We start from the raw sequence: 26578 nt of genomic DNA, 5'->3' as shown, positions 1-26578 counted from the left end.
AGCCTTTACGAGCTGTCGCGCGACGGCGATGAGGGGCAAGGGAGACGCGGATGCAGATCCTCCAGCGACTTTTTTCGGTCGAGGGCAAGACCGCCCTCGTCACCGGTGGCGGCACCGGCATCGGCCGGATGATCGCCGAGGGCCTTGCCGCGGCGGGCGCGCGGGTGCTGATAGCCTCGCGCAAGCGTGAGGTCTGCGAGGCCGCTGCCGCCGAGATCAACGCCGCCGGCCTTCCCGGTCACGTCGAGGCGCTAGCTGGCGACGTCGCGACCGAGGCCGGTGTCGACGCCCTCGCCGAAGCGGTCGGCGCTGCAAGCGACCGGCTCGACATCCTCGTCAACAATGCCGGCGTTTCCTGGGGCTCGCCGCTCGGCGCCTTTCCGCATGCCGCCTGGGCGAAGGTCATGGACGTCAACGTCGCCGGCCTCTTCACCCTGACGCAGCGCCTGCTGCCGCAGCTGGAGGCGTCGGCCTCCGCCGGCGATCCGGCCCGCATCGTCAACATCGGCTCCGTCATGGGCGCCGCCCCGCTCGGCGACGGCGCCTATTCCTATGCCGCCTCGAAGGCGGCCGTGCATCACCTGACGAAGATTCTTGCCAAGGAACTCGCCGGCCGCGCCATCACCGTCAACGCCATCGCCCCCGGCGTCTTCCAGAGCCGGATGACGGCCTTCGCCACCGGCACCGCCGAAAAAGCCGCGGCCGTCGGCGGCAACGTGCCGCTCGGCCGGCTCGGCACACCGGACGACATCGCAGCGCTCGTGCTGTTTCTTTGTGGGCGCTCGGGCGCGTATATGACCGGTGCGATCCTGCCGCTCGACGGCGGGCTCGGCGTCCAGACCGGGCGCGGATTGTTCGAGGAAAGCTGAACTTGTCAGAAGCAGAACGGGCCGCAGAGGCCGAGGCCATCCGCAGCAAGCTGATCCCGCTGGAGGACTACCGGGCCCTCGTCGACGGCGAGGAGTTCGTCTCGGACTGGCTGACGGTCGACCAGTCGATGATCGACACCTTCGCCGATGCGACGCTCGACCACCAGTTCATCCACGTCGACCCCGCGCGCGCGCTGGCGGAGACGCCGTTCGGCGGCACCATCGCGCACGGGTTTCTCACCCTGTCGCTGTTGTCGGTCCTCGCCTTCGGCGCGCTGCCGGGTGTGCGCAAGACGCGCATGGGCATCAATTATGGCTTCGACCGCGTCCGCTTCATGAACCCGGTCAAATCCGGCGCCAGGGTGCGGGGGAAGTTCCAGCTGGTCGGGCTGACCGAGCGCGCGGTCTCCGTGCAGTCGGCCTGGAGCGCCACCGTCGAGATCGAAGGCGCGCTGAAGCCGGCGCTTGTCGCGCACTGGATCACGCTCGCGGTGCTCGACCCGGACGCCGCCGACTGACGCCGAGGACACCCGAGGCTGATGCCCGGTTCAGACGGCGGACACGCTGATCGCATCCGTCGTCGGCACGTACCAGTCGGGCCCGTCGAGCGCCTCGATCCGCACCGACATATCGGTCGGCGAGACCATGCCGGTATAGTTGGAGAAGGCGACCTCGGCCGCGTCCCGGCCGACGCCGATGCGCACCAGGCCCTCGATCGCCGCCTGCCGGGTCGGATCGAACAGGTACCAGCGGCCGCCGAGATAGGCCTCGAACACCGCGTGGAAATCCGGTGGCTGCAGGCGCCAGGCGTAGACGCTGACGTAGCGGGCGGGAATGCCGAGCGCGCGGCAAAGCGCAACGCCGAGATGGGCGAAGTCGCGGCAGACGCCGGCGCGGTCGACCAGGCTGTCGAGCGCCGAGGTGTGCTCGTCGCTGGAGCCCGCGACATAGCCGAGATGGGCGTAGATCCAGTTGCAGATGCCGGTGACGCGGTCATGCCCGCGGTCCATCGCGCCGAACTCGACATTGGCGAAATGCGCCAGCCGGTCCGCCTCGCAATAGCGGCTGGGATAAAGGTAGGCGAGCACCGAGGGCGGCAGCTTCTCGATGTCGACCTCGCGGATCGGCGTCGCGGTGGCGCGCAGCGGGCTGAGTTCGACCAGCGCGTCGTAGCGCACCGACAGCGGGCCGGGCCCCGCCTCGAAGCGGACGCAGCGATTGCCGGTTTCAGGCATGACGTAGTGCTCGAGGACCGACGACGGCGAAACCGTCAGCTTCTCTTCGATCACCCGCTGATTCTCGGTCTCGAAAGCCTGGACGTTGAAGGTGAATAGACACCGCTCGTGCGCCTCGTAGGCGAGATAGCAGCCGACCTTGAATTTCATGGGATAGTTCCGGCGTTCGAGGGCAGTGCAGCATCGCGATGACATTGACGGCCTTAGGTGCAGCGCGCAATCGTGTAAAGATGGCCCTGGGCCGGCAAGCGATCCGCCGGCAGTTTCACCGGCCGGTGTGGCGCGCGGATGAAGGCGCGCCCATGGAAAGGATTTCGCCCCATGCCCCCTTCAACCTGGCCGAAAGCCGTGCTGTTCGACCTCGACGGAACGCTGATCGATTCCGCGCCGGATCTGCACGCCGCGCTCAATCAGACGCTGGAGAGCTATGGCGAGCCGCCCTACACGCTGGAGGCGGTGACCGGCATGATCGGTGCCGGCGTGCACAAGCTGATCGAGCGCGCCTATGCCGGGCTCGGCAAGGACCTCGACCCGGCGACGCGCGAGCGGATCGTCGAGCGCTTCCGCTCGATCTACACCCCGCGCTCGACCGAGCTGACGACGCTGAACTCCGGCGCCAGCGACACCACGCGTGATCTCTCCGCCGACGGCGTCAAGGTGGGCGTCGTCACCAACAAGCCCGGCGCCGAGACGCACGACATCCTGACCCATTTCGGCCTCGCCGACCTGATGGACGTCGTCGTCGGCGGCGATGCGGGACCGGCGACCAAGCCGGCGCCGGGCCTCATCCTGCACGCCTGCCAGCTGCTCTCGATCGAACCGTCGGAGGCCGTCTTCGTCGGCGACAGCGAGAACGACGTCATGGCCGCGAAGGCCGCTGGCATGCTGGTCGTGGCGGTGCGGGGCGGCTACACCAAGGTCGACGCCGACGGGCTCGGGGCTGACCTCGTCATCGCCCGCCTCGACGATCTGCCGGGTGCGCTGGAGACGCTGGCCGCACAGGCCGGAGCATCCGGGCCCCCGGCATGACCGCCTTCATCTTCGACGTCGACGGTACGCTGGTGGAGAGCGAGGAGCTTCACCGCGACGCCTTCAACGAAGCTTTCGGCAAGGCGAACCTCTCCTGGCACTGGGATACCTACCGCTACAAGGAGCTGCTGAAGGTCTCCGGCGGCAAGGAGCGGATGCGCGTCTTCGTCGACGAGGAGGAGATCACGCCGGAAACGCCGCTCGACGAACTGGTCGAGCACCTGCACCGCTCGAAGACCGAGGTCTATACCCAAGCGGTAAAGGACGGCGCCCTTGCCCTGAAGCCCGGCGTCGCCGCCCTGATCGCCGAGGCTCGGCGCCGCGGCGTGCGGCTGGCGATCGCCACCACCACCAGCCGCGACAACGTCGATGCGCTGCTGCAAGCGGTGTTTCCGGGCGAGAACGGCATCTTCGAGGTGATCGCCTGCGGCGACATGGTGCCGGCCAAGAAGCCGGCGCCCGACATCTACGAACTGGCGTTGCGCGAGCTGGGCCTGCCGGCCTCCGCCTGCCTCGCCTTCGAGGATTCCAGCAACGGCCTGCGTGCCGCTAAGGCGGCGGGCTTGCGCTGCATCGTCACGCCAGCGATCTACACGCGCGACGAGGATTTCACCGATGCCGATCTGGTACTGGACGACCTGACCGACCCGGCGCCGGTATTTGCGCTTCTCGGAAAGGACGCCGGCCCCGGAACAGACTAGACTGGGGTCCGGAGACAGACATTCCCGCGGCGGGAACGTGCTGCGGACCCGCACGTTTTCCAGGCAGGAGAAGCAGCGGCGGTCAGCCGATCCGCTGCATTGAAAAGAGGAAGCAGACCATGAGCGAACTGGACTACAAGATCGTGCAGCACGACGGTGGCTGGGCCTACAAGGTCGACGACGTATTCTCCGAAACCTTCCCGACGCACGACCACGCCCTTGAGGCGGCGAAGGACGCGGCTGCCCGCCAGGGCCTCTTCGGCGAGACCGACGGCATCGTCTACCAGGACAAGGCCGGCAAGTGGCATGAAGAGGTCGCCGACGGCACCGACCGTCCGCAGACCCACGTCACCGACAACTGAGAGTGGCGAGTGCCGTGGGCGGGCTTCCTGCCCGCGGCACGACAGCCACTTGTTTCGCCAATCGAAAACGCTTCGCACCGTAACCAACGCGCTCAAACGCGCCCGGCGCCCCCTGCAGCCGCAATTTTGCCGTGAATTCGTCAAATGCGGCTGGCTCGTAATTATTTTGCGTGCCACATACCAACCTACTTTCAAAAGAGTCTGTTTTGACCCTACGTCATGAGGGATGGTTCCGCCTGCCGGCGCCATCACGGTATGTACTGGAGCCCCTTTCGCAATGTGCGTCGAGCTGGCAGCGTTCGAATTCATCGATAAGACCCGGGAACTGACGGACCCGAAGGAGATTCTGGCCAATCTTCAAGCCGAGAGCGCTGCGCTCGGCTTCGAGCATTTCCTTATCACCGGCTTGCCCATGAAAATGGAGGATCTCGCGCCGCTGGTCATGATCAATGCTTGGCCGGAAGAGTGGTACGACCGCTATACCGAGTCCAACTACTTCGCCATCGACGGCGTTGCGCAATGGTCGCTGAAGACCACGCGCCCGTATCTTTGGCGAGACGTTCCGGCACCGCTGGCGCAGTCCAAAGGCGCCCTTCAGGTCAACGGCGAGGCGCGTGAGAACGGCTTTGTCGATGGCTACGTGGTGCCGATGTACTCCGCCCGGCACTGGCAGACGGCGGTCGCCTTCGCATCGTCGGAAACCTCGAGCGCCTCGCCGCGCGATCTCTCCGCGCTGCAGCTCATGGGCATCTTCGCGGCAGATGCGGTTCGCCAATTGCTGGATCCGCCCCGTGACGCCAAGCCGGTCCTGTCGAAGCGCGAACGCGAGTGCCTCACTTGGGCTGCCGCCGGCAAGTCGAGCTGGGACATCTCGGTTATTCTCGGCCTCGGCCATCACACCGTCCGCGGCTACTTCAGCAGCATTCGCGCCAAGCTCGATGTCGCAACGCTCGCGCATGCCGTTTCCGAGGGAATCCGCCGCGGCGAAATCCGACCCTGACACCGGGGCACGATCGCCCCGCGCCAAGCATTCATCGGTTCCAAATCCTGATTGCCCGTCCGAGCTGAGGACCGCAGGCGGACAGCTTCGAAAGGGACTTACATCACCCCTCCCGCCAGAGAAGGCTGAGTAGTTAGATAGCCAACTTACAGATGTAAGGCGCTGTGTTCACTGCCGAAAACGGCGAGTGGCGATGCCCGCCGAGACCGCTCTGCCGCGGCGTCAATCCCCTCCGTTGCGCGGATGGGACCGATGTCAGGCACTCACTAAGCTCCTCCCAACTTGGGAGGTGTCAATGCTGCAAGTGCATGTTGTGACTGCCGCCAACCGGACCGCTTACGAGGATGCGATGGAGGTTTTCTTCCAGTGGCGTCACCGCATCTATGTCGAGGAGAAACACTGGATGCCGCCGAAGCCGACTGGTCTCGAGACCGACCAGTTCGATACTGACGACGCGACCTATCTGCTCGCCTTCCGCGATACGGAATTTGTTGCGGGCAGCCGGTTGCGTCCGTTCTCGACACCGACCCTTCTCGGGGAGGTGTTTCCCCATCTCGTCGCCAAACCGATGCCGTGTGGTCCGACGGAGGCCGAATGGACCCGCATGTTCGTCGTCCCGGCCTCGCGCGACCGCAGTTACCGGGGCGTCGCCGGTGCGATGTGCTGCGCCGTCATGGAGTACTGCCTCGATGCAGGCGTCTCGCGGCTCGGCGGCATCCAGGAAACCTACTGGCTGCCGCGCTGGACCGATTTCGGCTGGCAGGTCTCGCCGCTAGGGCTGCCGCAGGACGTCAACGGCCAGTCCTGCATCGCGGCGATGTTCGATGTGACGCCGCACGCCCTCTCAACGGCCCGTCGCACTGCAGGTGTCGAGGGCGACCAGATCCTTCAACTCGGCCCCCATCGCGACTTTGTGACCGATCGCACGCAGTCCCGCATTTCGCTCCAACCGCCCGTCAGATCGACGATCGACGGGCTCCCGAAAGTCTTGTCATGAACCGCTCGAAGAACCATTGCCAGATCGCCGACAACGACGACGATCGCTACGCTGCCGACGTTGCGGCGCTCGTGCATTTCTCCGCATACATCGCGCGAGAAGCCCGGCGTCTGGGCCTACCTGCGGCTGCAGAAAAAGCCCAGGTCATGCAGACTGAGTTGTTATCCGCCATGCCACACAACTAATTCGAAAGCGTGTCCGCAAATTGGCGTTGAGTCTGGGACGAAAGCGGTTTACCTGAGGGTGAAGTCCTCGGAGGTAAGGCCCTTTGCGCGTAGTGCCTGATGTCATCGATGTTCATGTGGGACGCCGCGTCAGATACATGCGGATCCTGTGCAACCAGACGCAGGAGGAGCTGGGCGAGCGCATTGGCGTGAGCTACCAGCAGATCCAGAAATATGAGACCGGCGCCAACCGCATCAGCGCCAGCCGGCTCTACTGGATCGCGGTCCAGTTCTCGGTTGCGCCCGGATGGTTCTTCGAAGGCCTGGAGCAGGTCGATCCCTGCCCCGACCGCTCAGCGGATTGAAACGGTCTCGCGGTTTCTGAGCCCACCCGCCCCTCTGCCCATCTTGCCGAAGCGACGGAGTAACGATCGGTCGGCTGACCGATCTCAGCGACAAAGCCGGCTCGGCCTCCACCAGCGCACTGAGGGACTGGCGTCCCCACTGTTGGCTTAGGTACGGAGGCTGGCGCCTCCGCCCGTCGTCCTGCTCAAGAGCCCTCGGGCCTTATGCCTCCGGCAGGATCTCGATCGGCGGTGGGCGGCGGATATGGGAAACGGCGTCCAGCACCAGCGGGTGAACGCCCTCGGTCTCTCCGCCTTCAAGCCGCTCTAGCAGCTTGCGCCGCATGCGCGGCTCCCAGAACTTGTTGATGTGATCGGCGACATCCGCGGTCTGGCGGGCGCCGCGCGGATTGGTCTCGCAGAAGGCGGCGATCTGGTTCGCCATGTGGATGAGTTTGTCACGCTGCATGGCTGGCTCTCGGGGCTGCGGCGCTGGCGCCGGAAACACGGATGGGATGGGTGAAGATCTCGAACTCGTCGCCGCGGGCGACCGCAACGAGCGTCACGCCGGCGGCTTGCGCTTCGCGGATCGCCAGCGCGGTGGGCACCGAGACCGCGGCGATCAGCCCGACGCCCATGATCGCAGCCTTCTGGATCAGTTCGACCGAGACGCGGCTGGTGATGGTGAGGAAGCCCTCGGCGGGGTTTACGCCGGCCAGCGCCAGTGCGCCGGCAACCTTGTCCAGCGCATTGTGGCGCCCGACGTCCTCTCGCGTCACCGTCTGGCCGGAGGCGTCATGGAACGCTGCGGCATGGACGGCCCGGGTCTCGCGCCCGAGCGTCTGCAGCCGTGCCATCGCTTCCATCCCGGCGACAATGGCGGCCGGCTGAAAGGCCATATCGGCGGTCACCACCGGCAAAGCGGGTGCAGCGAGTTCCAGCGATTCGACGCCGCAGAGGCCGCAGCCGACAGGCCCCGTCATCTGCCGACGCCGGGCGGTGTAGGTCGCGCCGCGCGCGTCCGACAGGCGGATCTGGCAATCGAGGCCGAGTTCGGTCTCGACGACCTCGATGTGCTCGATCTCGGCGCGGGAAGTCACGATCCGCTCGTTTAGCGCGAGGCCGAGGCCGAGTTCCTCAACGTGATCCGGCGTCGCCATCATCACCGCATGGGTCGATCCGTCGATCGAGATGGCGACCGCAACCTCGGCCGGCACAGCCCGCTCGCAAGAGACGAACGCGCCGCCCCGGTACGAGATGGTGGCCACCCGCGGCGCGGACGCCGCGGGGATTGTCGGAGCCATCTTATTCCGCCGCGTCGAGCACGGCGATGCGGCGGCTTTCCTCGGTCAGCTCGCGGTATTCCTCCTGCCACTCGGTCGGACCGTTGGACGGCGAGATCTGCACCGCGGTCACCTTGTATTCCGGGCAATTGGTCGCCCAGTCCGAGAAGTCGGTGGTGATGACGTTCACCTGCGTCATCGGGTGGTGGAAGGTCGTATAGACAACGCCGACGGCAACGCGGTCCGTGACCTTGGCCCGCAGCGACGTCGAACCGGCACGGCTGTCGAGCTTCACCCAGTCGCCATCGCGCACGCCGCGCATCTCGGCATCGTGCGGGTGGATCTCCAGGAGATCCTGATCGTGCCAGACGACGTTGTCGGTGCGCCGCGTCTGGGCGCCCACGTTGTACTGCGACAAGATGCGTCCTGTCGTCAGCAGCAGCGGGAAACGCGGCCCGGTGCGCTCGTCGGTCGCGACATATTCGGTGATGACGAACTTGCCCTTGCCGCGCATGAACTCGCCGATGTGCATCGTCGGCGTGCCCTCGGGATGGTCCTCATTGCAGGGCCACTGCACCGAGCCCTTCTCCTCCAGCAGCGCGTAGCTGACGTTCTTGAAGGTCGGGGTCACCGAGGCGATCTCGTCCATGATCTGGCTCGGATGGGTGTAGTTCATCTCCATGCCGATCGCCTGCGCGAGCAGCTGCGTCACCTCCCAGTCGGCATAGCCGGCCTTGGGCGACATTACCTTGCGCACGCGGTTGATGCGGCGCTCGGCATTGGTGAAGGTGCCGTCCTTTTCGAGGAAGGACGAACCGGGCAGGAAGACGTTGGCGTAGTTCGCCGTCTCGTTCAGGAAGAGGTCCTGGACGATCAGGAGCTCCAGCGCGTCGAGACCGGCCGAGACGTGCTTGGTGTCGGGATCGGACTGCAGGATGTCCTCGCCCTGGACGTAGAGGCCCTTGAACGTGCCGTCGACGGCGGCGTCGAACATGTTGGGGATGCGCAGGCCGGGCTCGTGGTCGATCTTCACCTTCCACAGGCTCTCGAAGGTCTCGCGCACCTCGTCGCTGGAGACGTGGCGGTAGCCGGTGAACTCGTGCGGGAACGAGCCCATGTCGCAGGCGCCCTGCACGTTGTTCTGGCCGCGCAGCGGGTTCACGCCGACGCCACGCCGGCCGATGTTGCCGGTGGCCATGGCAAGGTTGGCGATCGACATGACCGTCGTCGAGCCCTGGCTGTGCTCGGTGACGCCGAGGCCGTAGTAGATCGCGCCATTGCCGCCGGTGGCGTAGAGCCGCGCCGCCTGGCGCACCAGCTCGGCGTCGACGCCGGTGACGCCGGCGACGGCTTCCGGCGAGTGCCGGTCCTCGGCGACGAAGGACGCCCACTCCTGGAACTCGTCCCAGTCGCAACGCTCGCGGATGAACGCCTCGGCCATCAGGCCTTCCGTGACGATGACATGGGCGATCGCCGTCATCATCGCGACGTTGGTGCCGGGCTTCAGCGGCAGATGATACTCGGCCTCGATGTGCGGGGTGCGCACGAGGTCGATGCGGCGCGGGTCGATGACGATGAGCTTGGCGCCCTCGCGCAGGCGCTTCTTCATCCGCGACGCGAAGACCGGATGACCGTCGGTCGGGTTGGCGCCGATCACCAGGATGACGTCGCTGTCCTCGACGCTGTCGAAGTCCTGCGTGCCGGCAGAGGTGCCGAACGTGGTCGACAGGCCGTAGCCGGTCGGCGAATGGCAAACGCGGGCGCAGGTGTCGATGTTGTTGTTGCCGAAGCCTGCCCGGACCAGTTTCTGGACGAGGTAGACTTCCTCATTGGTGCAGCGCGACGACGAAATGGCGCCGACGGAGCCGCGGCCGTAGCGGCGCTGGATGTCCTTGATCTTGGTCGCGGCAAACGTCAGTGCCTCGTCCCACGAGACTTCCTGCCACTCGTCCTTGTAGGTCGGGCGGATCATCGGCTTCAGGATGCGGTCCTTGTGCGTGGCGTAGCCGACGGCGAAGCGACCCTTGACGCAGCTATGGCCCCGGTTGGCCTTGCCGTCCTTGGAGGGAACCATGCGGACCAGTTCCTCGCCGCGCATCTCCGCCTTGAACGAGCAGCCGACGCCGCAATAGGCGCAGGTCGTCACGACCGAGTGCTCGGGCAGGCCGATCTGGATCACCGACTTCTCTTCGAGCGTCGCCGTCGGGCAAGCCTGTACGCAGGCGCCGCAGGAGACGCATTCGGAGGAGAAGAAATTGTCCGACATCAGGCCGGCGGAGACCTGGCTGCCGAAGCCCCTGCCCTCGATCGTCAGCGCGAAAGTGCCTTGCACCTCCTCGCAGGCGCGAACGCAGCGCGAGCAGACGATGCATTTCGCGGGATCGAACTGGAAGTAGGGGTTGGACTGGTCCTTCTCCTTCTTCAGATGGTTCTCGCCCTCATAGCCATAGCGCACGTCGCGCAGGCCGACGGCGCCGGCCATGTCCTGCAGCTCGCAGTCGCCATTGGCTGCGCAGGTCAGGCAGTCCAGCGGGTGGTCGGAGATGTAGAGCTCCATCACGCCCTTGCGGATGCGCTTCAGGCGCTCGGTCTGGGTGGAGACCTTCATGCCCTCCATCACCGGCGTCGTGCAGGAGGCCGGCGTGCCGTTGCGGCCCTGGATCTCGACGACGCAAACGCGGCAGGAGCCGAACGAGTCCAGCATGTCGGTGGCGCAGAGTTTCGGCACCTGGATGCCGGCATCCATCGCCGCCCGCATGATCGACGTGCCTTCCAACACCTTGATCTCGAAGCCGTCGATGGTGACGGAGACCTCCTTCTCCGCCTTGGATTTCGGGGTACCGTAGTCGATTTCGTGGACGAGGCTCATGGCCGGGCTCCTGTCGATCCGGAAAACGCGATGGTCGGGCGAAGGGCGGTCATTCCGCCGCCTCGCGCATCGGGGTCCCGTGGAAATCTTCGGGGAAATGGGTGATGGCGCTCATCACCGGATAGGGCGTAAAGCCGCCGAGCGCGCAGAGCGAACCGAACTTCATGGTATTGCAGAGGTCTTCGACCAGCGTCAGGTTGTCCGCCGGGTTCTGGCCTTCGATGATCTTGTCCATGGTCTCGCGGCCGCGAACCGCGCCGATCCGGCAAGGCGTGCATTTGCCGCAGGATTCGACGGCGCAGAACTCGAAGGCGAACCGCGCCTGCTTCAGCATGTCGACGCTGTCGTCGAAGACGACGATGCCGGCATGGCCGATCAGCCCATCGCGCGCGGCGAACGCCTCGTAGTCGAACGGCGTGTCGAACAGCTCGCGCGGGAAATAGGCGCCGAGCGGCCCGCCCACCTGCACGGCCCGCACCGGACGGCCCGAGGCGGTGCCGCCGGCGATGCCGTCGACGATCTCGCCGAGCGTCAGGCCGAAGGCCGTCTCGTAGACGCCGCCGTATTTCGCATTGCCGCCGATCTGGATCGGGATCGTGCCGCGCGAACGGCCGATGCCGAAATTCTTGTACTGCTCGGCACCCTCGGCCATGATCACCGGGACCGAGGTGATCGAGATGATGTTGTTGATCACCGTCGGCTTGCCGAACAGGCCCTTGTGCGCCGGCAGCGGCGGCTTGGCGCGGACCTGGCCGCGCTTGCCCTCGAGGCTCTCCAGCAGCGCCGTCTCCTCGCCGCAGACATAGGCGCCGGCGCCGACGCGCATCTCAATGTCGAAGGCGTGGCCCGAACCCATCACCGACGCGCCGATGATGCCGGCCTCATAAGCCTTGGCGATAGCAGCCTCGACGACGCGAATGGCGATTGGATATTCAGAGCGGGTGTAGATGTAGCCCTTGGTCGCCTTGGTCGCGAGACCGGCGATCGCCATCCCCTCGATCAGGCAGAACGGGTCGCCTTCCATGATCATCCGGTCGGCGAAGGTGCCGCTGTCGCCTTCGTCGGCATTGACGACGATGTACTTCCGCTCGTCCTCGGCCTCCAGCACCGTCTTCCACTTGATGCCGGTCGGAAAGCCTGCGCCGCCGCGGCCGCGCAGGCCGGAATCGGTCACTTCCTGGACGATCGCCTGGGGCGTCATCGCCAGTGCGCGGGTGAGGCCGTCGAACCCGCCATGGGCGCGGTAATCGTCGAGCGACAGCGGATCGGTGATGCCGCAGCGCTTGAAGGTCAGGCGGATCTGCTTGGCGAGGAAGGGGATCTTGTCGGTCGGGCCGAGCCGCTTGGCGTGCGCACCGCCGGTGAGGAAGCCTGCGGACAGGAGTTCGGCGATCTCGCCCGGCTCGATCGGGCCATAGGCGATGCGACCCTCATCGGTCTCGACCTCCAGCATCGGCTCCAGCCAGGCCATGCCGCGCGAGCCATTGCGGGTGATCGCGACGTCGTGACCGCCGCGCGAGGCGGCCAGCGCCAGTTCCTCGGCGATCTCGTCGGCACCGCAGGCGACGGCGAAGGAGTCCAGCGGAACGAAAACCCGGGTCATAGGCGTACCTCGTCGACGATGGCGTCGACCTTCTTCTGCGACAGGCGGCCGATCAGCCGACCGTCGAGCATGGCAGACGGGGCGGTGGCGCAGAGACCGAGGCAGTAGACCGCCTCGAGCGTCACCTGGCGGTCACCGGTGGTCTCGCCGAACTTGATGCCGAGCGCCGCCTCGATCGACGCGGCGAGAGCATCGCTGCCCTTCGACTGGCAGGCCTCGGCGCGGCAGACCTTCAGCACGTGCCGGCCGTGCGGTTCCTGGCGGTAGTCATGGTAGAAGGAGAGGACGCCGTAGACCTCGGCGCGCGAGAGGTTCAGGCCCGCGGAAATCAGCCGGACCATTGCCTCGTCGACATGGCCGTAGCGTTCCTGAAGGGCGTGGAGTATCGGCAGCAGCGGCCCCTCCAGGCTTTTCAGCTCGTTGATGATCTCGCTGCAGTCCTCGGCGCTGAACGCCGCATGATAGGTCACCGGTCGTCGCCTCCCTTAGAACGGTTTCAAACAGGAAAAGCTTTTCTTACTGCAAAATCAATGGTGGAACGCCGTTCCTCGATAGGATTTCTCTATCGTCAGATGGATACTCCGCCAGCCTCGTCCCAGAAGGCCGCCAGCAGTGGTGGACGGGGATCGCGGCGGGCGGCAACGAGGCCGATGGAGTAGCTGACATCGGGCGTTCCGATCGGGATCGCCCGCACCGGTTCGGCAAGGCCGAGGATCTCGGCCGAGCGGAACGGCATGATCGTTGCGAACTTGCCGGTGCGCACATGCGCAATCAGCGCGATCATCGAATTGGATTCGAGGACGGTGGCGAAGGGAACGCCGGCATCGCCGAGCAGCCGGTTGAGGATCTTGCGGTTCTGCATCGTGTTCGACAGGAGGCACAGGGGTATCGACGCGGCTTCCGCCCAGGTGACGCTGGCCTGGTCGGCGAACGCATTGCCCGTTGTCGTCACCAGGCAGTAGCGCTCGGCATAGAGCGGCTGGCAGTCGATGCGATCGAGCCTGTCGTCCTCGAGATAGGTGATGCCGAGGTCGATCTCGAAATTCTCGATGCCGGTGATGATCTCGCTCGAGGTGCGCGAGACGATCTCGAAGGTGACGCCCGGATGCTTCTCGAAGAACGGCGTCGTCAGCCGCGAGACCACCGCCAGTGCCGTCGGAATGACGGCGATCCGGAGATGGCCGGAGATGCCGGAGCGCATGGCCCGCAGTTCCTCCTGCATGGTCCTGACGTCCTCGACGATCCGCCGCGCCCAGACCAGCACCCGCTCGCCCTCGTCGGTGATGCCCTGGAAGCGCGAACCGCGGTTGGCGAGCGTCACGCCGAGCTGCTCCTCCAGCTGCTTGATGCCGGCCGACAGCGTCGGCTGCGTCACCCCGAGCCGCTCGGCGGCGCGGCCGAAATGGCGCTCGGCGGCCAGGGCGATGAAGTATTCGAGTTTGTCGATCATGCCGCACCCTAGCATTCGGAGGCAGCCGCGGTCATGGCACTGCAAACGTCAGCCAAGGCTTCCCCATGGCATTTCAGGACGTTAGAAAGGCGTGCGGGCGCAGAAGCTTGTTGGCCGCCCGCGCATCGCGCAGGGTGTCCCGCTCCGGCTCCTACTGTTTGACGACCACCCCTTCTCCATAGCGAGACCACATGACCGAATCATTCTGGGCAGCCGAGTTCGCGGCGCTTCTCCAGGTGCTGCTGATCGACGTGGCACTGGCCGGCGACAACGCTATCGTCGTCGGCATGGCGGCAGCCGGCGTCGATCCGTCGATCCGCTCCCGCGTCATCTTCTGGGGCATTGCCGGCGCCGTGGTGCTGCGCATCGCGCTGGCGCTCGTTGCGGTGCAACTGCTCGCCATCGTCGGGCTGACGCTCGCGGGCGGCCTGCTGCTGCTCTACGTCTGCTACAAGATGTTCCGCGAGATCCGCGAAGGCAACCAGGACCCCGACGCCCTGACCGTCGATGCCAGCAAGCCCCGCAAGACGTTCAAGCAGGCACTGTTCCAGATCATCCTCGCCGACCTCTCGATGTCGCTCGACAACGTCCTCGCCGTCGCCGGGGCGGCGCGCGACCATGCCGAGGTGCTGATCGTCGGCCTGCTGATCTCCGTCATCCTGATGGGCGCGGCCGCCACGCTGATCGCCCGGCTGCTGCACCGCTACCGCATCATCGCCTGGCTCGGCCTCGCGGTGATCGTCTTCGTCGCCCTGCAGATGATCTGGAACGGCTATCACGAGGTGGCCGAGGCCGGTATCCTGCCGGCTCTCCCCCTGCCGAACTGACGGGGGCAGCCCCTGACATTGCCCTGACGGGCCCCGCCGCACTGAACTGTCACGTGAAAGTCCCGACATGACCCTCTCCCAGCTCGGCGCGGATGCCCGTCCCGCCGCCTCTCCCGACGAAGCCATTCTCGAGACCGTGCCCTACGAGCGGATCGACGGGCCGCCGACCATCGTGCGCTTCACCTGCCCGGAGTTCACCTCGCTGTGCCCGGTCACCGGCCAGCCGGATTTCGCCCACCTCGTCATCGACTATGCGCCGGACGAAAGGCTCGTCGAATCAAAGTCGCTGAAGCTCTTCCTGACCAGCTTCCGCAACCATGGCGCCTTCCACGAATCCTGCACGGTCGAGGTAGCACGGCGCATCGTCGAAGTGACGCAGCCGCTCTGGCTGCGGATCGGTGGCTACTGGTATCCGCGCGGCGGCATCCCGATCGACGTGTTCTGGCAGACCGGCGCCCCGCCGGAGGGCGTGTTCCTGCCGGACCAGGGCGTGCCGACCTACCGCGGCCGCGGATAAACCGCGCGTCAGCCGCACAGCGGACGTTGATCGGAGCGCCGGCAAAGCTTACGAGCTAGGCCAAAGGCGGGCATGGCAGCAGGAGTGAAGGCAATGGAACTCGACAGCATCGAAGACGCGATCGCCGCGATCGCCGCCGGCGAACTGGTCGTGGTGGTCGACGATACCGACCGCGAGAACGAGGGCGACCTGATCATGGCCGCCGCCAAGGCGACGCCCGAGAAGATGGCCTTCATGGTGCGCCATACCAGCGGCATCATCTGCGTGCCGATGACCTCGGCGCGGGCGGATGCGCTCAACCTGCCGCCGATGGTCGCCAACAACCTCGACCCGATGCGCACCGCCTTCACCGTTTCGGTCGACTACAAGATCGGCATGACCACCGGCATCTCGGCGGAAGAGCGCACCAACACCGTGCGGGCGCTGGCCAACAGCAATTGCAGCGGCGGCGACTTCCTGCGCCCCGGGCATATCTTCCCGCTGATCGCCCGCGCCGGCGGCGTCCTCACCCGCTCCGGCCATACCGAGGCCGGCTGCGATCTCGCCGAGCTCGCCGGGCTCGACCCGGTGGGCGTGCTGGCCGAGGTGGTCAACGACGACGGCACCGTGAAGCGGCTCGGCGAGCTCATCCCCTTCGCCCGCGAGCACGGCCTCAAGATCATCTCGATCGAGGACCTCATCTCCTACCGGATCCGGCGCGAATCCTTCGTCACCTGCGTCGGCGAGGAGACGATGACGATCGGCGGCATGGAAGGAAAGGTGCGGATCTACGAGACGCCGTTCGACGCCATGCAGCATGTCGTCGCCGTCTTCGGCGATGTCCGCGGCCACGAGAAGGTGCCGACGCGGATCCACCGCGAGCAGCCGATCCTCGACCTGTTCGGTCGGGGCGATACCACGCGCAACTGGGTCGAAGTCGCCGTCGAGACCATCAGATCCCATGGCAAGGGCGTCCTGATGCTGCTGCGCCAGCCCAATGTCGACGACTTCGAGGCCTCCACCATCGGGGCTGCCGACGATGTCGAGGCGCCCACCGACGGCGAGCGGCACGCCAGCGCCCGGACACGCCTGCAGCGCTGGCGTGAGGTCGGGATGGGTGCGCAGATCCTGCGCGATCTCGACGTCCGCTCGATCTCGGTGCTGGCGACGCAGGAGCGCTCCTATGTCGGCCTCACCGGCTTCGGCATCGAGGTCGCCGGCACCATCCTCGTCGAGGACTGATCCGGCGAGCAGCATTTCGGCTGGGAGGAGACCGGCCGCGTCATCGACCCGCGCTGCGATGCGCGGGACACAGCAAAGGAACGGCCTCATGACCGCAGATACCCGCGCCCTCGTCCTCGAAGAGCAGCACAAGCTCTCGCTGCGCGACTTCCCCATCGACCAGCCGCTCGGCCCGGAAGACGTGCGGATCGCCATCCACACCGTCGGCATCTGCGGCTCGGACGTCCACTACTACACCCATGGCGCCATCGGCTCCTTCGTGGTGCGTGAGCCGATGATCCTCGGCCATGAGGCGTCCGGGGTGGTCAGCGAGGTCGGCGCCGCGGTGACCAGCCTGAAGGTCGGCGACCGCGTCTGCATGGAGCCGGGCATTCCGAACCCGACGTCGAAAGCGACGCGTCTCGGCCTCTACAACCTCGACCCGGCGGTGGAGTTCTGGGCGACGCCGCCGGTGCACGGCGTGCTACGCTCGAGCGTCGTCCATCCCGAGGCCTTCACCTTCAAGCTGCCGGACAGCGTCTCCTTCGCAGCGGCGGCGATGGTCGAGCCGCTTGCCGTCGGCGTCCACGCCGTCACCAAGGCGCGCGCCGCGCCCGGCCATATCGCCGTCGTCATCGGCGCCGGCCCGATCGGCCTCGTCACCGTGCTGGCCGCACTCGCCGGCGGCGCGGCCCACGTCATCGTCTCCGACGTCGACGACACCAAGCTCGAGATCGCCCGCGGCCTTGGCGCCGTCTCCACCGTCAACGTTACGCGCGAAAACCTCGCCGAAGCGGTCAAGGCCGCGACGGAAGGCTGGGGGGCGGATGCGATCTACGAGTGCTCCGGCAACGAGCGCGCCATCGCCGGCATCTTCGAGGCGCTCTGCCCTGGCGGCGTCGTGGTCTTCGTCGGCATTCCGCTGAAGCCGGCAGCCTACGACGTGGCGGCGGCCATGCTGAAGGAAGCGCGGGTCGAGCACGTCTTCCGCTACGCCCACGTCTTCCCGCGCTGCGTCGCCATGCTCGCCTCCGGCACCATCGACGTCGCCCCGCTGATCACCCGCACCTTCGCCTTCGAGGACAGCGTCGAAGCCTTCGAGCTGGCCGCCAGCGCGCCGGCAGGCGAGGTGAAGATGCAGATCACCATGGGCCTGCCCGGGAAGTAGCCGGGATGGCCGGCGTCGTCGTCCTCCCCGTCCCGGTGTTCAGCAGCCTCTGCAATCTCGGCTTCGCCCTCCGCCGGGCGGTGTTCGTCGGCGAGCAGGAGATCCCCGAGGAAGAGGAGTTCGACACCCACGACCTGACGGCCGCCCACTGGGTCGCCGTCAGGGCCGGCGAGGTCGTCGGCACGCTGCGGGTCATCGCGGCGCCGGAGCACACGAAACTCGGGCGGATCGTCGTCCATTCGGGCTGGCGTGGCCGCGGCGTCGCCCGGCTGTTGATCTCGGCCGCCATGAGCGAGCGCCGCGCCGCCGGCATCACCCGCTTCCACCTCGATGCCCAGGCCGACAAGATCGCCCTCTACGAGAAATTCGGCTTCACCGCCTACGGCGCCGAGTTCCTCGACGGCGGCCTGCCGCACCGGGCGATGAAGACCTACTGAGATCGCCGACGCGCCTTACCGGCTCGTCCTGAAATGAAAAAGGCCCGCCTGGTTCACACCAGGCGGGCCTTTTTCATGTCCGTGGTTGCCAGGCGCTTAAGCGCTGGCGGCCGGCGTTCCGGCCGTCGTCACCGGATGCGCCTTGCGGTGCTTGGTGCGCCAGTCGCCGAGGAAGAGCAGGATCGGCGCGGCGATGAACACCGAGGAAAGCGCGGCGACCGCGATGCCGAACACCATCGGCACGGCAAAGCTCTCGACCGCACTGCCGCCCCAGATCGCCAGCGGCAGCATGGCGAGGAAGGCGGTGATGGAGGTGTAGATCGAACGCGCCAGCGTCTCATTGATCGACTTGTCGATCATGTCGCGCATCGGCATCGCCTTGTAGAGCCGCATGTTCTCGCGCATGCGGTCGTAGACGACCACCTTGTCGTTGACGGAGTAGCCGATCAGCGTCAGCAGCGCGGCGATGGCGGTGAGGTTGAAGTCGATGCCGGTCAGCGCGAAGAAGCCGATGGTCTTCGTCACGTCAAGGATCAGCGTCGCGATGGCGCCGACCGCGAACGGCCACTCGAACCGATACCAGATGTAGAACATCATCGCGAGACTGGCGAGGATGCTGGAGATCCAGCCGGCCCGCGCCAGTTCGCCCGAGACCTTCGGGCCCACCACTTCGGTGCGCTCGATCGTCGCCGTGCTGTCGATCTTCACCACCTCGGTGCGGATCTTGGCGACCGCCTCGTTCTGCGCCTCTTCCTCGCCGGGCTGGCGCTCGGCGCGCAGCAGCACGGTGTTGGCCTCGCCGAACTGCTGCAGGCCGATCTCGCCGAGACCGAGGCCTTCGAGCCCCGAGCGCAGCTTGGCCATGTCCGTCGGCCCTTGCGTGCGGACCTCCATCTGGATGCCGCCCTTGAAGTCGACGCCGTAGTTGAGGCCTGGCGTGAAGAACAGGATGATCGAGGCGATCGACAGCAGCACCGAGACGCCGATGCCGATGAAGCGGCCGCGCATGAAGCGGATCTTGGTGCCTTCCGGGATCAGCTTGATGCCGAACAGCGGTTCGATGCGGATCGCCTTCAGCTTCCAGCGGCGGACGATCAGCACCATGACGACGCGCACGATGGCGACGGCGGTGAACATCGAGATCGCGATGCCGAGGAACATGGTCACGGCAAAGCCGCGCACCGGGCCCGAACCGAAGTAGAACAGAAGGGCCGTGGCGATCAGCGCGGTGACGTTGCTGTCGACGATGGTCGAGTAGGCCTTATTGAAGCCCGCATCCATCGCCGCATAGACGCTGAGCCCCTTGCGGTTCTCCTCGCGAATGCGTTCGTTGATGAGGACGTTGGCGTCAACCGCGAGGCCGATGCCGAGCACGATGCCGGCAATGCCCGGCAGCGTCAGCGTCGCGCCGAGGATGCTGAGCGCCCCGAAGGTCAGGATGACGTTCAGCGCCAGCGCAAGGTTGGCGAGGAGGCCCCAGCGGCCGTAGAGCACGAACATGAACATGAAGACGAGGCCGAAGCCGACCAGCCCGGAGAGCACGCCGCGCTGGATGGCGTCGGCGCCGAGATCGGCACCGACGGTGCGCTCCTCGATCACCGTCAGCGGCGCCGGCAGCGCGCCGGCGCGCAGCAGCGCCGACAGCACCGTCGACTGCTCGACGGTGAAGTTGCCGCTGATCTGGCCCTGGCCACCGGTGATCGGCTCGCGGATGACGGGTGCGCTCAGCACCTTGCCGTCGAGCACGATGGCGAAGGGCCGGCCGACATTGGCGCGGGTGATGTCGGCGAACTGGCGCGCGCCGGCACTGTCGAAGGTGAACGAGACGATCGGCTCGTTGGACTGCTGGTTGAAGCCCGGACGCGCATCGGTCAGCCGCTCGCCGGACAGCGCGACGCGGTCCTCGATCGGATAGCTGCGGCTGCCGTCCTGGTCGGGCAGCATGGTGACGCCGGGGGCGTTCTGGTTGCCCTCGTCGGCCAGCATGTGGAAGCTCATCTGCGCGGTCGAGCCGAGCAGTTCGCGCAGCCGCGCCGGATCCTGGACGCCCGGCAGCTGGACGAGGATGCGGTCGGAACCGACCCGCTGGATCGTCGGCTCGGAGACGCCGACCTGGTCGATGCGCTGGCGGACGATCTCGAGGCTCTGCTGGATCGCGAGGTTGGTCTTGTCGGCAAGGCCGGCCTGGGTCAGCTCGACACGGAACTGGTCGGCCGTGTTGGTGACCGCGATGTCGGAATTGCTGCCGCCGAAGGAACCGCTCGACAGCGGCGTCGACAGCGCCGTGATCAGCGGCCGCGCCTTCTCGACGTCGTCGGCATTCACCAGCGTCGCAATGACCGCACTGCCGTCGTTGCGCACCGAACGGATGGGGATCTTGGCGTCGCGCAGCGCCGAGCGGACGCTGTCCTGCATGGCGCGCAGGCGGTCGGCCTTGAGGCCCGCGGCGTCCACCTCGAGCACGAGGTGCGAGCCGCCGGACAGGTCGAGGCCGAGATTGACGCCGTGCTTCGGCAGCCAGCTCGGGAAGGACGCAAGCTGCTCCTTCGAGAAGAGGTTGGGCATCGCCGCGAGGACGCCGATAAAGATGATGATCGCGTAGATCGCGAGCACCCAGCGGGATGTGCGCATGGGAGGGTCCAGACATGAAACGCCTGCCGGCTTTGGCGGCATGGCGGAGAAAAGCAGAGTGTGACGTCGCCGCCTCGGGCGGCAGGAGCGATCAGGCGGCGGGCGGTGCCCGGGCCTCGAAGGCGAGGCGCGCGATGCGGCCAGGCGCGATCTGCTCGGCGGCAGCCGGTACTGTCGCGGAGGCCAAGGCACAGAGCGAAGCGCCAGCGGCGGCAACGAAAGCCGGATCCCCACCGGCCGGCGCGGTTTGCTGCTTGCCGTCCTTGGCCCGAAGTTCCGTGCCCGCCAGCTTGCCGGCATCGCGCAGCTTCGCCAGCGGCTGGGCCGCAAACCCACCGAAGGTCTCCCCTTGCCCGGCACGCTGCTCGATCGATTGCGCCAGCCCCGGCACGCTCCATTGCATCAGCAGCAGCAAGGCCAGCAACCACAGCGAACCGGTGCCGCGCGCAGCGCGACCCCTTCGAAGTTCCCTGAGAGCGGCGAATGGGGGCATCGGTCCTGACGGCATCTCGCCGGTTGATCGGGTTTTCCGGGCTATAGCAAAGGTTAAGCCGCTTTGCACGTCACGATCACGGCGGGCTTTCTGAAGAGCGCGCGCGGCGTCCAAGCTGCCGATCTCCCCCCTTGAGGGGGAGATGTCCGGTAGGACAGAGGGGGGCGAGCTGCCGCTAGCTCTCCATCCCCTGCACGAACCCGCTGATGTTTTGCGGTCGCGCTCTTTGGCGCCCCCCTCTGCCTGCCGGCATCTCCCCCTCAAGGGGGGAGATCAGGCGGTGGCCGGCGTCAGCGCGATCATGAAAAGGCTGGCCCGTCCCGTCAGTCTCCACTCTCCCGCCTCGACCAGCAACACATCACAAGTTGCCAGCTCTGCCGTGCCGGAGGTGCCGGACACCAGCACGCTTCCGGAGTGGCAATACATCAAGGTGGCCCCCGCGCTAGCAGTAACCACCCGCTCGCCGTCCACCACCAGCCGCTCGACGCCGTGCCGGAAGACGCCGCGCCGGGTCATCACGTTGAGATCGGTGATCGGCCCGTCGAGGAGGTCCGCCGAGGTCGGCACGTCGGCGGGGAAGGCGAAGGGCGCGGAGTTTTGCGTCAGCCGCCGGCCGGGCGCGTCGCCGACGAAGAGCGTCAGGCCTTCGCCCTCCAGGATGCTCAGCGTCCGGTCGATGCCGGGGAAGGCGGAGAAAGGACCGTCGGCGGCGACGCGGGCCATGCTCACCCGCCAGCCGAAATCCTCGATGCCGGCGCCCGGCGGATAGACGGCGATCTCGGTGGTCGAGCCGAGGCCGTTCTTCCACGGCATCACGCGATGCCCGCCGGCGCTCAGATGCCGCATCCGCGCGCCCTCCCCGGTCAGCCGAGAATGCCCGGCAGGTTCAGCTGCATCTCGCGGGCGCAGTCGAGCGCGGTCTCGTAGCCGGCGTCGGCATGGCGCATCACGCCGGTCGCCGGGTCGTTCCACAAAACCCGCTCCAGCCGGCGCGCCGCGTCGTCGGTGCCATCGGCGACGATGACCATGCCCGAATGCTGCGAGAAACCCATGCCGACGCCGCCGCCATGGTGCAGCGACACCCAGGTGGCCCCCGACGCGGTGTTGAGGAGGGCGTTCAGCAGCGGCCAGTCGGAAACGGCATCCGAGCCGTCCTTCATCGCCTCGGTCTCGCGGTTCGGCGAGGCGACAGAGCCGGAATCCAGGTGGTCGCGGCCGATCACCACCGGCGCCTTCAACTCGCCGGTCCGAACCATCTCGTTGAAGGCGAGACCGAGCTTGTGGCGATCGCCGAGGCCGACCCAGCAGATTCGCGCCGGCAGGCCCTGGAAGGCGATGCGCTCGCGTGCCATGTCGAGCCAGCGGTGCAGATGCGCGTTATCCGGCAGCAGCTCCTTCACCTTGGCGTCGGTCTTGTAGATGTCCTCCGGATCGCCGGAAAGAGCCGCCCAGCGGAAAGGACCGATGCCGCGGCAGAACAGCGGGCGGATATAGGCCGGCACGAAGCCCGGAAAGGCGAAGGCGTTCTCGAGCCCCTCGTCCTTGGCGACCTGGCGGATGTTGTTGCCGTAGTCGAGCGTCGGCACTCCGGCGTCCCAGAAGGCGACCATCGCCTCGACATGCTGGCGCATCGAGGCGCGGGCGGCCACCTCCACCGACTTCGGATCGCTCTCGCGCGCCGCCTTCGCCTGCTCGACCGTCCAGCCGACCGGCAGGTAGCCGTTGCGCGGATCGTGCGCCGAGGTCTGGTCGGTGACAATGTCGGGGCGCGCCCCGCCGGCCTTCATCCGCTCAACCAGTTCCGGGAAGACCTCGGCCGCATTGCCGACGAGACCGACCGATTTTGCCTCGCCGGCCTTGGTCCACTGGTCGATCATCGCCAGCGCCTCGTCGAGCGTCTGGGCCTTCGCGTCGACGTAGCGGGTGCGCAAACGGAAATCGATGCGGGTCTCGTCGCACTCGACCGCAAGGCAGCAGGCGCCGGCCATGACGGCGGCAAGCGGCTGGGCGCCGCCCATACCGCCGAGGCCACCGGTCAGGATCCATTTTCCCTTCAGGCTGCCGCCATAGTGCTGGCGGCCGGCTTCGACGAAGGTCTCGTAGGTGCCTTGCACGATGCCTTGCGTGCCGATGTAGATCCATGAGCCGGCGGTCATCTGGCCGTACATGGCCAGCCCCTTCTGATCCAGCTCGTTGAAATGATCCCAGGTGGCCCAATGCGGCACGAGGTTGGAGTTGGCGATGAGCACCCGCGGTGCATCCGCATGTGTACGGAACACGCCGACCGGCTTGCCCGACTGTACGAGCAGCGTCTCGTCGGACTCCAGCAGGCGGAGCGCCGCGACGATCTTGTCGAAATCATCCCAGGTCCGCGCCGCCCGGCCGATGCCACCGTAGACGACGAGCTCCTGCGGGTTCTCGGCGACGTCGGGATCGAGATTGTTCATCAGCATGCGCAGTGGCGCTTCGGTCAGCCAGCTCTTGGCGGTGAGCGTGCTGCCGTGGTCGGCGCGGATGGTGCGGGTGTTGTCGATGCGGGTCATCAGGCGATCCTCGGCGTCGGACGGGTGGGATGGTGCGAAGGCGTTTGTGGCTCAGGGCTCGACGGAGGGCAGCGCCATCGGCGCCACGGCATCGGCCAGCGCGCCGCTCTGCACGAGCGCCAGCGCCGCCGCGATGTCCGGGTGGAAATGCCGGTCGTCGTCGAGCCGCGGCACAAGCGCCCGGATCAGCGCGCGCACCGCTTCGAGCGGAGCGCTCGACGTCAGCGTGCCGCCGAGGTCGCAGCCTTGCGCAGCCGCCAGCAACTCGATGGCGATGACGCCAAACGCGTTCTCTGCCATGCCCGGCAGCCGCCGTGCGCCGTGCGCGGCCATCGAAACATGGTCCTCCTGGTTGGCGGAGGTCGGGATCGAGTCGACGCTGGCGGGATAGGCCTGCTGCTTGTTCTCCGAGACCAGCGCCGCGGCGGTGACCTGCGGGATCATGAAGCCCGAGTTGAGGCCGGGCTTCGGCGTCAGGAAGGCCGGGAGACCGGACAGCGCGGGGTCGACCAGCATGGCGATGCGGCGCTCGGCGATCGAACCGATCTCGCAGATCGCGAGGGCGATCATGTCGGCGGCAAAGGCCACCGGCTCGGCATGGAAATTACCGCCCGACAGCGCCTCGTCGGTGTCGGCGAAGATCAGCGGGTTGTCGGAGACACCATTCGCCTCGATCTCCAGCGTCTTTGCTGCTTGCCGGAGAACGTCGAGCGCCGCGCCCATCACCTGCGGCTGGCAGCGCAGGCAATAGGGATCCTGCACCCGCGGATCGTCGGTGCGGTGCGCGGCGCGGATCGCCGAGCCGTCCATTAGGGCGCGCAGCGTCGCCGCCGTCTCGATCTGTCCGCGGTGGCCGCGCAAAGCGTGGATGCGCGGGTCGAACGGCGTGTCGGAGCCGCGCGCGGCATCGGTCGACAGCGCCCCGGTGACGAGCGCCGAGCGGAACAGGCGCTCTGCCTCGAACAGGCCGGCCAACGCATTGGCGGTCGAGAACTGCGTGCCGTTGAGGAGCGCAAGGCCCTCCTTGGCGCCGAGCACCAGCGGCGACAGGCCGGCATCGGCCAGCGCCTGCATTGCCTCCACCTCGACGCCGCCGACGATGAACGCGCCGACGCCGATCATCGCCGCCGTCATGTGCGACAGCGGCGCGAGGTCGCCGGAGGCGCCGACCGAGCCCTTGCACGGCACGACCGGCGTCAGGCCCTTCACCAGCAGCGCCTCTAGCAGCGCGATCGTCGCCGGCTGGACGCCCGAGGCGCCCTGCGCAAGGCTTGCCAGCTTCAGCGCCATCATCAGCCGGGCGATCGGCACCGGCATCGGCGCGCCGACGCCCGCGGCGTGCGACAGGACGATGTTGCGCTGGAGGGTCTCCAACTCGTCGTCGCCGATGCGCACGCTCGCGAGCTTCCCGAAGCCCGTATTGATGCCGTAGACCGGCTCGCCGCGGGCAAGGATCCGCGCCACCGCGGCGGCCGAGGCCTCGACGCCCGGCAGGCAAGCGGGATCGAGCCGCGGCACGACGCCGCGGTAGATCGCCCGCCAGTCGTCGAGGGTTGCTGAACCGGGCGTCAGGACGAGCCCGGGCGTCGATACGGGTGTGGTCACTGGCCTCTCCAGATGCGTTGATGAAGCGGGTTGAAGCCCATGCGGTAGACGAGTTCGGCCGGCCGCTCGATGTCCCACAGGCAGAAGTCGGCGCGCTTGCCGGCCTCCAGCGTGCCGGTCTCGTGCTGCAGCCCCAGCGCCTTCGCGGCCTCGCGGGTGACGCCGGCGAGGCATTCCTCGACGGTCATGCGGAACAGCGTGGCGCCAAGGTTCATCGTCAGCAGCAGCGAGGTCAGCGGCGAGGTGCCGGGATTGCTGTCCGTCGCCAGCGCGATCGCAACGCCATGCTGGCGGAACAGGTCGAGCGGCGGCAGCTTGGTCTCGCGGATGAAATAGTAGGCGCCCGGCAGCAGCACCGCGACGGTGCCGGCCGCGGCCATCGCGAGCGCTCCCGCGCCGTCGGTATATTCGAGGTGATCGGCCGACAGTGCCTTGAAGCGGGCGGCGAGCGCCGCGCCGTGGAGGTTGGAAAGCTGGTCGGCATGCAGCTTGACCGGCAGGCCGAGCGCCGTCGCGGCGGTGAAGACCTTCTCCATCTCCGACGGGGAAAACGCGATGCCCTCGCAGAAACCGTCGACGGCATCGGCAAGGCCCTCGGCCGCGATCGCCGGGAGCATGGCGCAGACGGCATCGATATAAGCTGCCTTGTCGCCTTCGGCCTCGGGTGGCAACGCGTGCGCGCCGAGGAAGGTGGTGCGGATGTCGATCGGCCGCTCCTGCCCCAGCTGGCGTGCCGCGCGCAGCAGCTTCTGCTCGTTCGCAAGGTCGAGGCCATAGCCGGACTTCACTTCGGCGGTGGTGACGCCTTCTGCCAGCAGCGCATCGAGCCGCCGCAGCGACTGCCGGACGATCTCGTCCTCGGACGCCGCGCGCACCGCTTTCACCGAGGAGACGATGCCGCCGCCGGCGCGCGCCACTTCCTCGTAGCTTGCGCCGGCGAGCCGCTGCTCGAACTCGCGCGCGCGGTCGCCGGCGTAGACGAGGTGGGTGTGGCAGTCGATCAGGCCCGGCGTGATCCAGCGCCCCTCGGCATCGACGACCTCGGCGCCGTCGGCCGTTTCCGCCGGCAGCACCGCCGCGGGGCCAGCGTAAAGGATGCGCTCGCCCTCGATCGCCAGCACGCCGTCCTCGACGAGGCCGAGGCCATGCCCCACCATCGTCGCCAGCCGCGCATTGCGCCAGACGCGGCGACGGGAAGAACCGTGTGCCTGATCGTTCGGCATGGGGAACACTCGCTTAAAAATATCTCGC

General features: G+C 67.1%; 27 protein-coding genes. 14 read left to right on the top strand and 13 right to left on the bottom strand.

The window, feature by feature from the left end:
• The first annotated feature begins 50 nt into the window (after positions 1 to 50).
• Together ACZL02_RS01410 and ACZL02_RS01405 are read left to right on the top strand one after the other, a co-directional pair.
• Positions 51 to 869, top strand: coding sequence for an SDR family oxidoreductase (locus ACZL02_RS01410; protein ID WP_472938414.1), 819 nt, complete (start codon positions 51 to 53; stop codon positions 867 to 869).
• A gap of 2 nt (positions 870 to 871) precedes the next feature.
• Positions 872 to 1387 carry a MaoC family dehydratase gene (locus ACZL02_RS01405; protein ID WP_472938413.1) on the top strand — a complete coding sequence of 172 codons (516 nt, stop codon included), beginning with the start codon at positions 872 to 874 and terminating at the stop codon, positions 1385 to 1387.
• Positions 1388 to 1417: 30 nt separating this feature from the next.
• Here the strand turns inward: ACZL02_RS01405 and ACZL02_RS01400 are convergent, their stop codons facing one another.
• Entirely contained in the window at positions 1418 to 2254 is an 837-nt protein-coding gene (locus ACZL02_RS01400; protein ID WP_472938412.1) for a transglutaminase-like domain-containing protein, read from the bottom strand.
• A gap of 171 nt (positions 2255 to 2425) precedes the next feature.
• Between ACZL02_RS01400 and gph the strand changes: the two genes are divergently transcribed.
• The 7 genes from gph to ACZL02_RS01365 all read left to right on the top strand — a co-directional run bounded on the left by gph (position 2426) and on the right by ACZL02_RS01365 (position 6722).
• The gene (gph, locus tag ACZL02_RS01395; protein ID WP_472938411.1) at positions 2426 to 3133 is read left to right on the top strand and encodes a phosphoglycolate phosphatase; all 708 of its coding nucleotides are present in this window, start codon (positions 2426 to 2428) and stop codon (positions 3131 to 3133) included.
• Positions 3130 to 3834 (top strand): HAD-IA family hydrolase, encoded by a 705-nt coding sequence (locus ACZL02_RS01390; protein WP_472938410.1) that lies wholly within the window; start codon positions 3130 to 3132, stop codon positions 3832 to 3834. The genes gph and ACZL02_RS01390 overlap by 4 nt, the downstream gene beginning before the upstream one ends.
• Before the next feature lie 119 nt (positions 3835 to 3953).
• Positions 3954 to 4196, top strand: a complete 243-nt coding sequence (locus ACZL02_RS01385; protein ID WP_472938409.1) for a DUF2188 domain-containing protein — start codon at positions 3954 to 3956, stop codon at positions 4194 to 4196.
• A 277-nt stretch (positions 4197 to 4473) separates the two neighbouring features.
• Positions 4474 to 5196 (top strand): helix-turn-helix transcriptional regulator, encoded by a 723-nt coding sequence (locus tag ACZL02_RS01380; protein ID WP_472938408.1) that lies wholly within the window; start codon positions 4474 to 4476, stop codon positions 5194 to 5196.
• A 295-nt stretch (positions 5197 to 5491) separates the two neighbouring features.
• Positions 5492 to 6193 carry an acyl-homoserine-lactone synthase gene (locus ACZL02_RS01375; protein ID WP_472938407.1) on the top strand — a complete coding sequence of 234 codons (702 nt, stop codon included), beginning with the start codon at positions 5492 to 5494 and terminating at the stop codon, positions 6191 to 6193.
• Positions 6190 to 6378, top strand: coding sequence for a hypothetical protein (locus tag ACZL02_RS01370; protein ID WP_472938406.1), 189 nt, complete (start codon positions 6190 to 6192; stop codon positions 6376 to 6378). Before ACZL02_RS01375 ends, ACZL02_RS01370 begins: the two co-directional genes overlap by 4 nt.
• A gap of 92 nt (positions 6379 to 6470) precedes the next feature.
• Positions 6471 to 6722 carry a helix-turn-helix domain-containing protein gene (locus ACZL02_RS01365; protein ID WP_472938405.1) on the top strand — a complete coding sequence of 84 codons (252 nt, stop codon included), beginning with the start codon at positions 6471 to 6473 and terminating at the stop codon, positions 6720 to 6722.
• A 202-nt stretch (positions 6723 to 6924) separates the two neighbouring features.
• Here the strand turns inward: ACZL02_RS01365 and ACZL02_RS01360 are convergent, their stop codons facing one another.
• The 6 genes from ACZL02_RS01360 to ACZL02_RS01335 form a co-directional block, all read right to left on the bottom strand.
• Positions 6925 to 7170 (bottom strand): formate dehydrogenase subunit delta, encoded by a 246-nt coding sequence (locus ACZL02_RS01360; RefSeq protein WP_472938404.1) that lies wholly within the window; start codon positions 7168 to 7170, stop codon positions 6925 to 6927.
• Positions 7160 to 8005, bottom strand: a complete 846-nt coding sequence (gene fdhD / locus ACZL02_RS01355; RefSeq protein WP_472938403.1) for a formate dehydrogenase accessory sulfurtransferase FdhD — start codon at positions 8003 to 8005, stop codon at positions 7160 to 7162. The genes ACZL02_RS01360 and fdhD overlap by 11 nt, the downstream gene beginning before the upstream one ends.
• Before the next feature lies 1 nt (position 8006).
• Positions 8007 to 10853, bottom strand: coding sequence for a formate dehydrogenase subunit alpha (gene fdhF, locus ACZL02_RS01350; protein WP_472938402.1), 2847 nt, complete (start codon positions 10851 to 10853; stop codon positions 8007 to 8009).
• Positions 10854 to 10902: 49 nt separating this feature from the next.
• On the bottom strand, positions 10903 to 12456 hold the full coding sequence (locus ACZL02_RS01345; protein WP_472938401.1) for a formate dehydrogenase beta subunit: 1554 nt from the start codon (positions 12454 to 12456) through the stop codon (positions 10903 to 10905).
• Positions 12453 to 12926: a formate dehydrogenase subunit gamma gene (locus tag ACZL02_RS01340; protein WP_472938400.1), complete on the bottom strand. Its 474-nt coding sequence runs from the start codon at positions 12924 to 12926 to the stop codon at positions 12453 to 12455. The genes ACZL02_RS01345 and ACZL02_RS01340 overlap by 4 nt, the downstream gene beginning before the upstream one ends.
• 98 nt (positions 12927 to 13024) lie before the next feature.
• Complete coding sequence (locus ACZL02_RS01335; RefSeq protein ID WP_472938399.1) at positions 13025 to 13906, bottom strand: LysR family transcriptional regulator; 882 nt, start codon at positions 13904 to 13906, stop codon at positions 13025 to 13027.
• A 191-nt stretch (positions 13907 to 14097) separates the two neighbouring features.
• Between ACZL02_RS01335 and ACZL02_RS01330 the strand changes: the two genes are divergently transcribed.
• The 5 genes from ACZL02_RS01330 to ACZL02_RS01310 all read left to right on the top strand — a co-directional run bounded on the left by ACZL02_RS01330 (position 14098) and on the right by ACZL02_RS01310 (position 18055).
• Positions 14098 to 14733, top strand: a complete 636-nt coding sequence (locus ACZL02_RS01330; protein WP_472938398.1) for a TerC family protein — start codon at positions 14098 to 14100, stop codon at positions 14731 to 14733.
• A gap of 67 nt (positions 14734 to 14800) precedes the next feature.
• The gene (queF, locus tag ACZL02_RS01325; RefSeq protein WP_472938396.1) at positions 14801 to 15250 is read left to right on the top strand and encodes a preQ(1) synthase; all 450 of its coding nucleotides are present in this window, start codon (positions 14801 to 14803) and stop codon (positions 15248 to 15250) included.
• A 93-nt stretch (positions 15251 to 15343) separates the two neighbouring features.
• On the top strand, positions 15344 to 16471 hold the full coding sequence (ribB, locus tag ACZL02_RS01320) for a 3,4-dihydroxy-2-butanone-4-phosphate synthase (protein WP_472938395.1): 1128 nt from the start codon (positions 15344 to 15346) through the stop codon (positions 16469 to 16471).
• An 88-nt stretch (positions 16472 to 16559) separates the two neighbouring features.
• Positions 16560 to 17618, top strand: a complete 1059-nt coding sequence (locus tag ACZL02_RS01315; protein WP_472938394.1) for an NAD(P)-dependent alcohol dehydrogenase — start codon at positions 16560 to 16562, stop codon at positions 17616 to 17618.
• 5 nt (positions 17619 to 17623) lie between these two features.
• Positions 17624 to 18055: a GNAT family N-acetyltransferase gene (locus tag ACZL02_RS01310; protein WP_472938393.1), complete on the top strand. Its 432-nt coding sequence runs from the start codon at positions 17624 to 17626 to the stop codon at positions 18053 to 18055.
• Positions 18056 to 18151: 96 nt separating this feature from the next.
• On the opposite strand, the gene secD is transcribed toward ACZL02_RS01310, so the two are convergent.
• From secD to hutI, 6 genes are all read right to left on the bottom strand, one after another.
• The gene (secD, locus tag ACZL02_RS01305; protein ID WP_472938392.1) at positions 18152 to 20686 is read right to left on the bottom strand and encodes a protein translocase subunit SecD; all 2535 of its coding nucleotides are present in this window, start codon (positions 20684 to 20686) and stop codon (positions 18152 to 18154) included.
• Between the two features lie 91 nt (positions 20687 to 20777).
• A complete protein-coding gene (locus tag ACZL02_RS01300; protein ID WP_472938391.1) occupies positions 20778 to 21293 on the bottom strand; it encodes a hypothetical protein in 516 nt (171 codons plus the stop codon).
• Positions 21294 to 21452: 159 nt separating this feature from the next.
• Positions 21453 to 22025, bottom strand: a complete 573-nt coding sequence (locus tag ACZL02_RS01295) for a HutD/Ves family protein (RefSeq protein ID WP_472938390.1) — start codon at positions 22023 to 22025, stop codon at positions 21453 to 21455.
• Between the two features lie 17 nt (positions 22026 to 22042).
• The gene (hutU, locus tag ACZL02_RS01290) at positions 22043 to 23722 is read right to left on the bottom strand and encodes a urocanate hydratase (protein WP_472938389.1); all 1680 of its coding nucleotides are present in this window, start codon (positions 23720 to 23722) and stop codon (positions 22043 to 22045) included.
• 51 nt (positions 23723 to 23773) lie between these two features.
• Positions 23774 to 25327 (bottom strand): histidine ammonia-lyase, encoded by a 1554-nt coding sequence (gene hutH, locus ACZL02_RS01285; protein ID WP_472938388.1) that lies wholly within the window; start codon positions 25325 to 25327, stop codon positions 23774 to 23776.
• Positions 25324 to 26550, bottom strand: coding sequence for an imidazolonepropionase (gene hutI / locus ACZL02_RS01280; protein WP_472938387.1), 1227 nt, complete (start codon positions 26548 to 26550; stop codon positions 25324 to 25326). Before hutI ends, hutH begins: the two co-directional genes overlap by 4 nt.
• Positions 26551 to 26578: the final 28 nt, after the last annotated feature.

This window comes from Mesocryomonas fontinalis, from assembly GCF_055730125.2.
This window is presented reverse-complemented; position numbering and strand designations above follow the sequence as displayed.

What these genes read in the sequence shown, in the direction of transcription:
- ACZL02_RS01335 (WP_472938399.1), bottom strand. Translation starts at nt 13,906, where the DNA reads ATGATCGACAAACTCGAATACTTCATCGCCCTGGCCGCCGAGCGCCAT.
- fdhD (WP_472938403.1), bottom strand. Translation starts at nt 8,005, where the DNA reads ATGGCTCCGACAATCCCCGCGGCGTCCGCGCCGCGGGTGGCCACCATC.
- hutU (WP_472938389.1), bottom strand. Translation starts at nt 23,722, where the DNA reads ATGACCCGCATCGACAACACCCGCACCATCCGCGCCGACCACGGCAGC.
- hutI (WP_472938387.1), bottom strand. Translation starts at nt 26,550, where the DNA reads ATGCCGAACGATCAGGCACACGGTTCTTCCCGTCGCCGCGTCTGGCGC.
- ACZL02_RS01360 (WP_472938404.1), bottom strand. Translation starts at nt 7,170, where the DNA reads ATGCAGCGTGACAAACTCATCCACATGGCGAACCAGATCGCCGCCTTC.
- ACZL02_RS01295 (WP_472938390.1), bottom strand. Translation starts at nt 22,025, where the DNA reads ATGCGGCATCTGAGCGCCGGCGGGCATCGCGTGATGCCGTGGAAGAAC.
- ACZL02_RS01330 (WP_472938398.1), top strand. Translation starts at nt 14,098, where the DNA reads ATGACCGAATCATTCTGGGCAGCCGAGTTCGCGGCGCTTCTCCAGGTG.
- ACZL02_RS01390 (WP_472938410.1), top strand. Translation starts at nt 3,130, where the DNA reads ATGACCGCCTTCATCTTCGACGTCGACGGTACGCTGGTGGAGAGCGAG.
- ACZL02_RS01370 (WP_472938406.1), top strand. Translation starts at nt 6,190, where the DNA reads ATGAACCGCTCGAAGAACCATTGCCAGATCGCCGACAACGACGACGAT.
- gph (WP_472938411.1), top strand. Translation starts at nt 2,426, where the DNA reads ATGCCCCCTTCAACCTGGCCGAAAGCCGTGCTGTTCGACCTCGACGGA.
- ACZL02_RS01345 (WP_472938401.1), bottom strand. Translation starts at nt 12,456, where the DNA reads ATGACCCGGGTTTTCGTTCCGCTGGACTCCTTCGCCGTCGCCTGCGGT.
- ACZL02_RS01375 (WP_472938407.1), top strand. Translation starts at nt 5,492, where the DNA reads ATGCTGCAAGTGCATGTTGTGACTGCCGCCAACCGGACCGCTTACGAG.
- queF (WP_472938396.1), top strand. Translation starts at nt 14,801, where the DNA reads ATGACCCTCTCCCAGCTCGGCGCGGATGCCCGTCCCGCCGCCTCTCCC.
- ACZL02_RS01400 (WP_472938412.1), bottom strand. Translation starts at nt 2,254, where the DNA reads ATGAAATTCAAGGTCGGCTGCTATCTCGCCTACGAGGCGCACGAGCGG.
- fdhF (WP_472938402.1), bottom strand. Translation starts at nt 10,853, where the DNA reads ATGAGCCTCGTCCACGAAATCGACTACGGTACCCCGAAATCCAAGGCG.
- ACZL02_RS01315 (WP_472938394.1), top strand. Translation starts at nt 16,560, where the DNA reads ATGACCGCAGATACCCGCGCCCTCGTCCTCGAAGAGCAGCACAAGCTC.
- ACZL02_RS01380 (WP_472938408.1), top strand. Translation starts at nt 4,474, where the DNA reads ATGTGCGTCGAGCTGGCAGCGTTCGAATTCATCGATAAGACCCGGGAA.
- ACZL02_RS01385 (WP_472938409.1), top strand. Translation starts at nt 3,954, where the DNA reads ATGAGCGAACTGGACTACAAGATCGTGCAGCACGACGGTGGCTGGGCC.
- ACZL02_RS01410 (WP_472938414.1), top strand. Translation starts at nt 51, where the DNA reads ATGCAGATCCTCCAGCGACTTTTTTCGGTCGAGGGCAAGACCGCCCTC.
- ACZL02_RS01310 (WP_472938393.1), top strand. Translation starts at nt 17,624, where the DNA reads ATGGCCGGCGTCGTCGTCCTCCCCGTCCCGGTGTTCAGCAGCCTCTGC.
- secD (WP_472938392.1), bottom strand. Translation starts at nt 20,686, where the DNA reads ATGCGCACATCCCGCTGGGTGCTCGCGATCTACGCGATCATCATCTTT.
- ribB (WP_472938395.1), top strand. Translation starts at nt 15,344, where the DNA reads ATGGAACTCGACAGCATCGAAGACGCGATCGCCGCGATCGCCGCCGGC.